This is a genomic window from Fuerstiella marisgermanici (genome assembly GCF_001983935.1).
GTDB lineage: Bacteria > Planctomycetota > Planctomycetia > Planctomycetales > Planctomycetaceae > Fuerstiella > Fuerstiella marisgermanici.
The window spans coordinates 6,860,612-6,867,500 of record NZ_CP017641.1; the positions used below are offsets into that span (position 1 = coordinate 6,860,612).

The following is a 6,889-nucleotide window of genomic DNA, read 5'->3' on the forward strand; positions in this document are numbered from 1 at the left end:
GCCCGTAGCCCGTAGCCCACAACTCACAACTCACAACTCACAACTCACAACAACTCGGTCCTGGTTCGCGAAAGCTGACTGTGTCGTTGTGACCGTGTGAGCGCCGCCTTCGGCTGCGGGTTAAACAATCTTTCTCGAACCATGAGAACAAAGGCTACGAATGAACTACTTCAAAAAGGGGATCGTCCTTGCCGGTGGCACGGGGTCTCGACTGTTTCCGATCACGCACGGCATCAGCAAGCAGATGGCGCCCGTGTACGACAAGCCGATGATCTACTATCCGCTGTCGACACTGATGTTGGCCGGCATTCGAGACGTGCTGGTTATCTCATCGCCACGCGACCTGGGCGGGTTTCAGAAACTGCTGGGTGACGGTGCTCAGTGGGGCATGAAGTTTTCGTACATGGAACAGGCCGAGCCGGAAGGGCTGGCTCAGGCTTTCATTCTGGGGGCCGACTTTGTGGGCGACGACCACGTGGCACTCGTGCTGGGCGACAACATCTTCTACGGCCGCGGCTTTCGCGAAATTCTCAGCAACGCCGCATCGCTGGAGACCGGAGCCACCATCTTTGGCTACGAAGTCCGCGACCCGGAACGCTACGGGGTGGTGGATTTTGATGAAAATCAGAAGGCCGTTTCGCTGGAAGAAAAGCCTGCCAAACCGAAGTCAAACTACGCCGTGCCAGGACTCTATTTCTACGACAACGACGTCGTGGAAATCTCCCGCAATCTCAAGCCATCTCCGCGCGGTGAATTGGAAATTACCGACGTGAACCGCATCTATCTTGAGCAGGGCCGTCTGCAGGTGGAAATTCTGTCTCGCGGCTTTGCCTGGCTAGACACGGGAACTCACGAATCGCTGCTGGACGCGGGCAACTTTGTGGCCGCGATCGAAAAGCGAATGGGCCTCAAAATTTCCTGCCCGGAAGAGATCGCCTACTACCAGGGTTTCATCGACCGCTCAGGCATCCTGAGTCTCGCCGATGCCTATAACAACGAATACGGCGACTACCTGCGGCATATGGCGGATCGGAAACCGGGCAGGTAGGTTCGTGCACTGCAACGATTGTTCATCCCTTCGTGAGGGGCTAAGATTAAGGGAGACAAGGCGGCCCTTTTCATCAGGACTCAAACGTGATTTCGGCAATCAAGATCAAAAATTATCGGTCGTTCATCAATGCCGAAGCGAAGCTGTCGCCGTTTACGCTGGTGATTGGCCCCAATGGTGCTGGCAAGTCTAATCTGTTGCGATGTTTGAGAGATGTGTTTTGGCAGAACACCCCCAATCGCCGCGGCCTCTGGGGCAAAACCCCAATACTGCCACTGGCAAAACAGCGACACTTGAATCTGGCCAGTACGCCCTGCGAGGTTCAATTATACCTTGCGTCAGGCACTCAAGTGGTCATTGACGAAAATCTCCGACCACCGGACGGGTTAATCAACCCCAACGATCTTGGCTGGTACTCGATCGATCCCAGAACAGTCGGTTTGGAAGAACCGATTGGACCGGATGCTGTGGTTCGGACAACGGGTAAAGGTGCGGTTGCCGTACTCGATAGCCTCAAGACCGGTGATCGAGAAGACTTATTTGAGACGATTGAGAGGCATCTCCGGGAATATGTGCCCACTATCGCAAAAATCAGCACTCGTGCAACGAGCGAGCGTGGCAAAATCCTCCAAGTACGAGAGCACCACATCAATGCCCCGTTTCCCGTCTCTGAACTATCAGAAGGAACGCGGCTGGTCTTGATCATCCTTTGTATTGTCTTTCAGGAGAACGCTCCGAAGGTAATCCTTCTCGAAGACATCGACCGAGGACTTCATCCTCGACTATTCCAGGGAGTGGTCGAAATGCTGCGTACTACAACGGCGAGTACCGACAGTCAGATTATTGCGACGACTCATAATCCGTACATGCTCGATCAGTTTGTTGACCACGAAGACGAAGTCCTGATCGTTGAGAAAGAAGATGGCGGGTCTACGATCACGTCACTCGCAAGCCGCCTTGATTCGACGGACAGCATGGAACAGGCGCTAGGAGAATTGTGGTACGGTGGCTTTGTCGGAGGAGTGCCAAAGCCGCGATGACCGCAACAGACATCAAGCCGCTTCTGTATCTGCTTACGGAAGACGACAACGACGATCTGTTCTTTGAAAGGTGCGCGGAACGCATCAGTGGATTGTCATTTCAGCAGATGGATCCGCGTCGACTCCGGAAGAATGGTGGCATTGGCGCTGCGCGAAAGGCAATGCCCCACTTTCTGAATGACCTGAAGAAGGCGGCTTTTCAACCGGCGTTCTTCGTGATCGCGATCGATAACGATCGGGCACCTGCGCACCCCGATCACAAGTCGTTGCCAAACCTGGGCAGGCGGGATCATGGTAAGCAATGTCGCCACTGTGAAATCATGGGGATGATTCAAAAAGAGTGGGGGCACGATTTCCGGCAATGGCCCGTTCAGGGTGCCATCGCTGTTCCGGTGCAGATGCTGGAATCCTGGCTCCTGCTGGGTCTTGATCCGGAACGGGGCACTTTGCCCATGTTCTCTACGAAGACCTCGTCACTGGCGAAGGCCTACCACAATGGCAAGCCCCCCGATCAACTGAAAGACCTGCGAGACAACTATCGGGCGAGCAACAACAACATAGCCATCGGAGACTTGTGCGTGTCGGTCGTGGAGTCGCTGGATCTCGGTGAGGTTTGCAAAGCTTCACCGAGTTTTCGACTGTTTCACGATCAGGTATTGCTTTGGAGTACGCCAGCCAACGCTGAATAGTGAAGTACGGTGGGTATTACCCACCGATTTCTGGTTGATAAGTTCTCCGCCGCCTGTAGAGCTGGGCAGTGGCCATCTTACTTGCTCCGATCGGGGCAGGCCCGGCGGCGACTAGTTCAAGCGTCCGTCAGCTTAACCTTGGCGTTAGGACGTGTATAGACCGATCCCGTCGCGTATGAATTCGAAGGCGTGTGGACTCGACCACCGGAGACCGTAAGGTTCTCGTCCGGGCAGTGCGGCTCATTGCATGTTCCGCTGGTTGAATACCAAAGGCGAAACCGGCCTGTGGAGCAGAGTCGTGAGCGATACGATTCTGGCCGTGTGGACTGAAGTTATTGCACGCAGAAGCCCGACTTTCACCAATAGCCGGGCTTCTGCGTGCAGTGACAATAATTGCGTCCATATCACCAGCCGGGAAGGTCGGAAAGCAGGTGCTGAGAAAGAAGAACTGCCGCGATTGACGCCGCCAAAACGATTCCGAAACGAAGCCACCGACCGCGCCAACAGCAAGATGAGGAATACAGTATTCCCAGAGCGGCAAGCGCTATTAGCAGAGAACCGAGTACTCGCGTGAATGTGATTCCTCCGCCGCGTTCCAACGGAATCCTGTTTGCCAGGAACAAGGGCGATAGGAAAAGCAGCAGATAGAGACTTCCCCAGATTGCCATCAGCGTCACTGGAATGATGCGCCAACGTGTTCGCCGCTGAGTTGCGGCTGCTTCATCGACCGAACTGCTCGGAACTTGGTAGGGATTGCTTTGAGGATCGTTCATTCGATCGCCAAGTACGGAGTGTTCAGAAGACGGCGTGACTACAGAAGATCTTTTCTGTCGGAAAGAGCTTTCGGTTCAGGATGTCGAGTTTATGCCAGCCGGATTGATGCGAGTCGTTTAACCCGTAGCCGGAGGCGCAGGCGCTGCTGGGGACGGCTGTGTCGCAGCGGAAGCGAAACACTCACGGGCGCCGAGCAGCAACGCCTGCGCCTCCGGCTACGTGTTAAACGATCTACTGGCTTGGCTCCGTAAGCCTTGCATCGAAACTGTTGTCGCAGTGACAAGGTTCGAGGTCGCCTGCGGCGAAGTGCCGCACGGAAGTCGGCACCTACTTTGGTGGCTCAACGACACACCGAAACCCCGTATGAAATGCGCCGGTGTCTTCTTCGCCTTTCATTCTGGCGCTGACTCGGTAACCGATGCAGTATTGATCGCTGCACATGAAGCTGCCTCCGCGCTGGACTCGCTTGATGATGCCGGGTTCCTGAGGGTCGAAGCTGCTGTCCGGGCCGGGCGGGTTGTGAATGGGACTCGTGACGTAATAGTCGGGCTGGTAATAGTCGGCACACCATTCCCATACGTTGCCGCTCATGTCGTGCAGACCGAAGGCGTTTGGTGGAAACGTGGCCACGGGAGCCGTTGTCTTGAAGCCGTCTTCGGCTGTATCTTCGATAGGGAACGTGCCCTGCCAGATGTTCTGCTTCCATTCTCCGTCGGGCGTGCGAATGTTGCCCCACGGATAGAAGTTGCCGTCCATGCCGCCTCGAGCTGCGTATTCCCATTGAGCTTCCGTCGGAAGTTGTTTGCCCGCCCATTCGCAGTAAGCCTTCGCGTCCGGCCAGCTCACGTGAACCACGGGGTGGTCCATCCGATCATCAATGCTGCTGTCCGGGCCTTCGGGATGCTTCCAGTCAGCTCCGGGCATGTATTGCCACCAACTGTAAGCTCCTTTGGACGGATCGATATCTTCGCGGCTGTTCAGTTGCAGGCTGCAAATAGAACCCGGCACGTTGAACTCTTCCTGAATCGCAATGTTGTCGAGACCGGAGCCTGGCTGAATGCTGCGGAGTTCCGGTTTACGTTCCGGCAGAGTGACGTAGCCGGTGGCGTCGACGAATTCTTTGAACTGACGGTTTGTGACTTCGGTGACGTCCATCCAGAAGCCGTCGATGGCGATGGGATGAGGCGGTTCTTCGTCGGGCGGGCCGGTGTCGCCGCCCATAACGGCAACTCCGCCGGGAATCCAGACCATGCCTTCAGTGCGCTGCTTCAAGTCGGCGGGAAGGTCAGTTGGTTGCTCCTTCACAAGTTTTCTATGCACGTCGCCAGGAACTTTGTTCTTGATCTTTTTGACGACAGCCGGGTCATGCAACGCAGACGTATCGCGAACGACGGGAATGGGAACGCCCAACGCATTGCAGGCTATGGCCGGATCAATCGTTGCGGCGGCCGAGTCTTCTGACGTTGCGGATTCGTCCGCTTCTGCTGTAGCTGCGGGGGTGTCAGCGGGTTCTGCACGAGCAACTTCCGGGGCAGGGCGGTCGGCCGTGGTGTTCGAATAGAACAGCACTCCGGTAAATCCAGCGGCAGCGACGAGCAGCACGGCGATGGCGGGGAGGAAGTGTTTCATTGATTTTGCGCTTTCGTCAATTGCCGGGATCAGGAATCAACGCTTTCAGCTCAGAAACGCCGTGGCGCACGTCTTCAGCTCGCTGGTCACCGCCCCCGCGTTCGACACACACCCAGTTGGTGTAGTCTGCTTCTTCCAGAGTAGGCAGAAACTGAATCCAGTCAACCACGCCGTCGCCATGAGCCACTTCAACGCCCGCTCCATCGACGTCGCTGAGGGCGTCGCGAGCTCTAATGTAGCCGACGTGCTGGTAGAGGTCTCGGAATGTGCCCACGACGGGGGCTCCGGTCATGACCGCCGTGGCCGTGTCGAATACGATGCCTAGCGGGCCGGCTTTCACTTCTGCGAATAGCCGCTTAATCAGCGGTTGGTTGTAGCTCGACAGTTGCAGGTTCAGCGTGCAACCCACGTGGTTGCCGTGGCGTGTGAGGTCGTTCAGGATTTCACAAAGCTGAGTGAACTGAGTCGCCGGCGTGGGGCCGGAAGATTCCGGCGCGGTGGCGAATGCGAACGGGTTGGCCTGGTCGTCAATGCTGGGAGCGGCCTCAGCCGGGGCCGGAGTAGCTGTGGGATCGGGAATGCGACCGCAGCGCACGAGCAAATCGGCGGTTTCCAGCTTGCGGGCCAGTGTCATCGACTTGCGGATGATGTCCAGCCGCGGTTCGAGGTATTCCGGGTCATAAAGAGAATGCCGCGTCGGGCACATAAGCCCGGCCACGTTCATCTGACGTTCTTTGACGTACAGCAAAATCTGGCGGATTGAGGATTCCGTGGCCTCGGCGGCCGAGACTTCTGATCGCGAATTCAGCCGCACGCCCTGAACTTCGCTGGCGGCGGCCAGGCTGATGGCTTTCTTCAGGGATGCGTTGAGGTCTTCGGTTGCAACGGCCAGTCGAAGTGACATGATCTGCGGTTTCTGAATTCGGACTAATGGTTTTGCTGCCGCGATCATAACGCGGAATTAGGTAGATGACGACAGTTAGCGATGCAATCGCATTCCTTGAGAAGTTTGCGCCTCCCGATTTGGCGGAAACCTGGGACAACGTGGGCCTGCTGGTCGGGCGGCGGGATAGCCACGTCGAGAAAATTATGACATGCCTGACGCTGACGCCCGACGTCGCGGCAGAAGCCCTTGAGAAAGACGTGCAGTTAGTCGTCTCTCATCACCCCGTGCTTTTTCGCGGGGCAAAACAGATCACGGATGCGACAAGTGAAGGCCGCATGTTGTTGGATTTGATCGAAAACGAAGTCGCCGTCTACAGCCCTCACACCAGCTTCGACAGCGCCGAACTGGGAATCAACCAGCAGTTGGCGGAGTCGTTTGGGCTTCTTGAAATCGTACCATTGCGTCCGCGGGAGGAAGGGGACTCCGGTGATGGCGGAGCCGAATTGGGCAGCGGCCGAGTGGGGCGATTGGCGTCAGCGATTGACCTCAAAGCATTTTTGACGATGCTCCGGACGGTGGTTGCGGCCGACTATGTTGAATTCAGCGGGAACCTTGAAAACTCAGTAGAACGCGTCGCCGTCGCATGCGGTTCAGCCGCGGAGTTCCTGGAAGATGCGATCCGGCTTGGTTGCGACACCTTTGTCACGGGGGAAGCTCGCTTTCATTCCGCTTTGCAAGCACGCGGTGCGAACGTCAACCTTGTGCTGCTGGGGCATTATTCCAGCGAACGGCCAGCGGTTCAACGCTTGGCAGAGATTCTCAG

The 6,889-nt window shown here is 56.6% G+C and carries 6 protein-coding genes (1 of these 6 only partly in view); 4 read left to right on the top strand and 2 right to left on the bottom strand.

Features of this window, described 5'->3' with window-relative positions; all coding sequences use genetic code 11:
- Positions 1 to 160: 160 nt before the first annotated feature.
- The 3 genes from rfbA to Fuma_RS25810 all read left to right on the top strand — a co-directional run bounded on the left by rfbA (position 161) and on the right by Fuma_RS25810 (position 2,777).
- The gene (rfbA, locus tag Fuma_RS25800) at positions 161 to 1,048 is read left to right on the top strand and encodes a glucose-1-phosphate thymidylyltransferase RfbA (RefSeq protein ID WP_077026661.1); all 888 of its coding nucleotides are present in this window, start codon (positions 161 to 163) and stop codon (positions 1,046 to 1,048) included.
- A gap of 86 nt (positions 1,049 to 1,134) precedes the next feature.
- Complete coding sequence (locus tag Fuma_RS25805; protein WP_077026662.1) at positions 1,135 to 2,088, top strand: AAA family ATPase; 954 nt, start codon at positions 1,135 to 1,137, stop codon at positions 2,086 to 2,088.
- A complete protein-coding gene (locus tag Fuma_RS25810) occupies positions 2,085 to 2,777 on the top strand; it encodes a hypothetical protein (protein ID WP_077026663.1) in 693 nt (230 codons plus the stop codon). The genes Fuma_RS25805 and Fuma_RS25810 overlap by 4 nt, the downstream gene beginning before the upstream one ends.
- Before the next feature lie 1,101 nt (positions 2,778 to 3,878).
- Here Fuma_RS25810 and Fuma_RS25820 read toward each other — a convergent pair.
- Both Fuma_RS25820 and Fuma_RS25825 read right to left on the bottom strand, forming a co-directional pair.
- Complete coding sequence (locus tag Fuma_RS25820; protein WP_218922300.1) at positions 3,879 to 5,180, bottom strand: formylglycine-generating enzyme family protein; 1,302 nt, start codon at positions 5,178 to 5,180, stop codon at positions 3,879 to 3,881.
- 16 nt (positions 5,181 to 5,196) lie between these two features.
- Positions 5,197 to 6,084 (bottom strand): sugar phosphate isomerase/epimerase family protein, encoded by an 888-nt coding sequence (locus Fuma_RS25825; RefSeq protein WP_158521136.1) that lies wholly within the window; start codon positions 6,082 to 6,084, stop codon positions 5,197 to 5,199.
- Between the two features lie 65 nt (positions 6,085 to 6,149).
- Here Fuma_RS25825 and Fuma_RS25830 point away from each other — a divergent pair, with 65 nt between their 5' ends.
- Positions 6,150 to 6,889, top strand: partial view of a Nif3-like dinuclear metal center hexameric protein gene (locus tag Fuma_RS25830; protein ID WP_077026666.1) — the 5' portion only. 73 nt of this gene lie beyond the right edge of the window; only the first 740 of its 813 coding nucleotides appear in the window; its start codon is at positions 6,150 to 6,152; its stop codon lies off the right edge, out of view.

Coding starts and splice junctions, on each gene's coding strand:
- rfbA (WP_077026661.1), top strand. CDS start 161: ATGAACTACTTCAAAAAGGGGATCGTCCTTGCCGGTGGCACGGGGTCT.
- Fuma_RS25810 (WP_077026663.1), top strand. CDS start 2,085: ATGACCGCAACAGACATCAAGCCGCTTCTGTATCTGCTTACGGAAGAC.
- Fuma_RS25820 (WP_218922300.1), bottom strand. CDS start 5,180: ATGAAACACTTCCTCCCCGCCATCGCCGTGCTGCTCGTCGCTGCCGCT.
- Fuma_RS25825 (WP_158521136.1), bottom strand. CDS start 6,084: ATGTCACTTCGACTGGCCGTTGCAACCGAAGACCTCAACGCATCCCTG.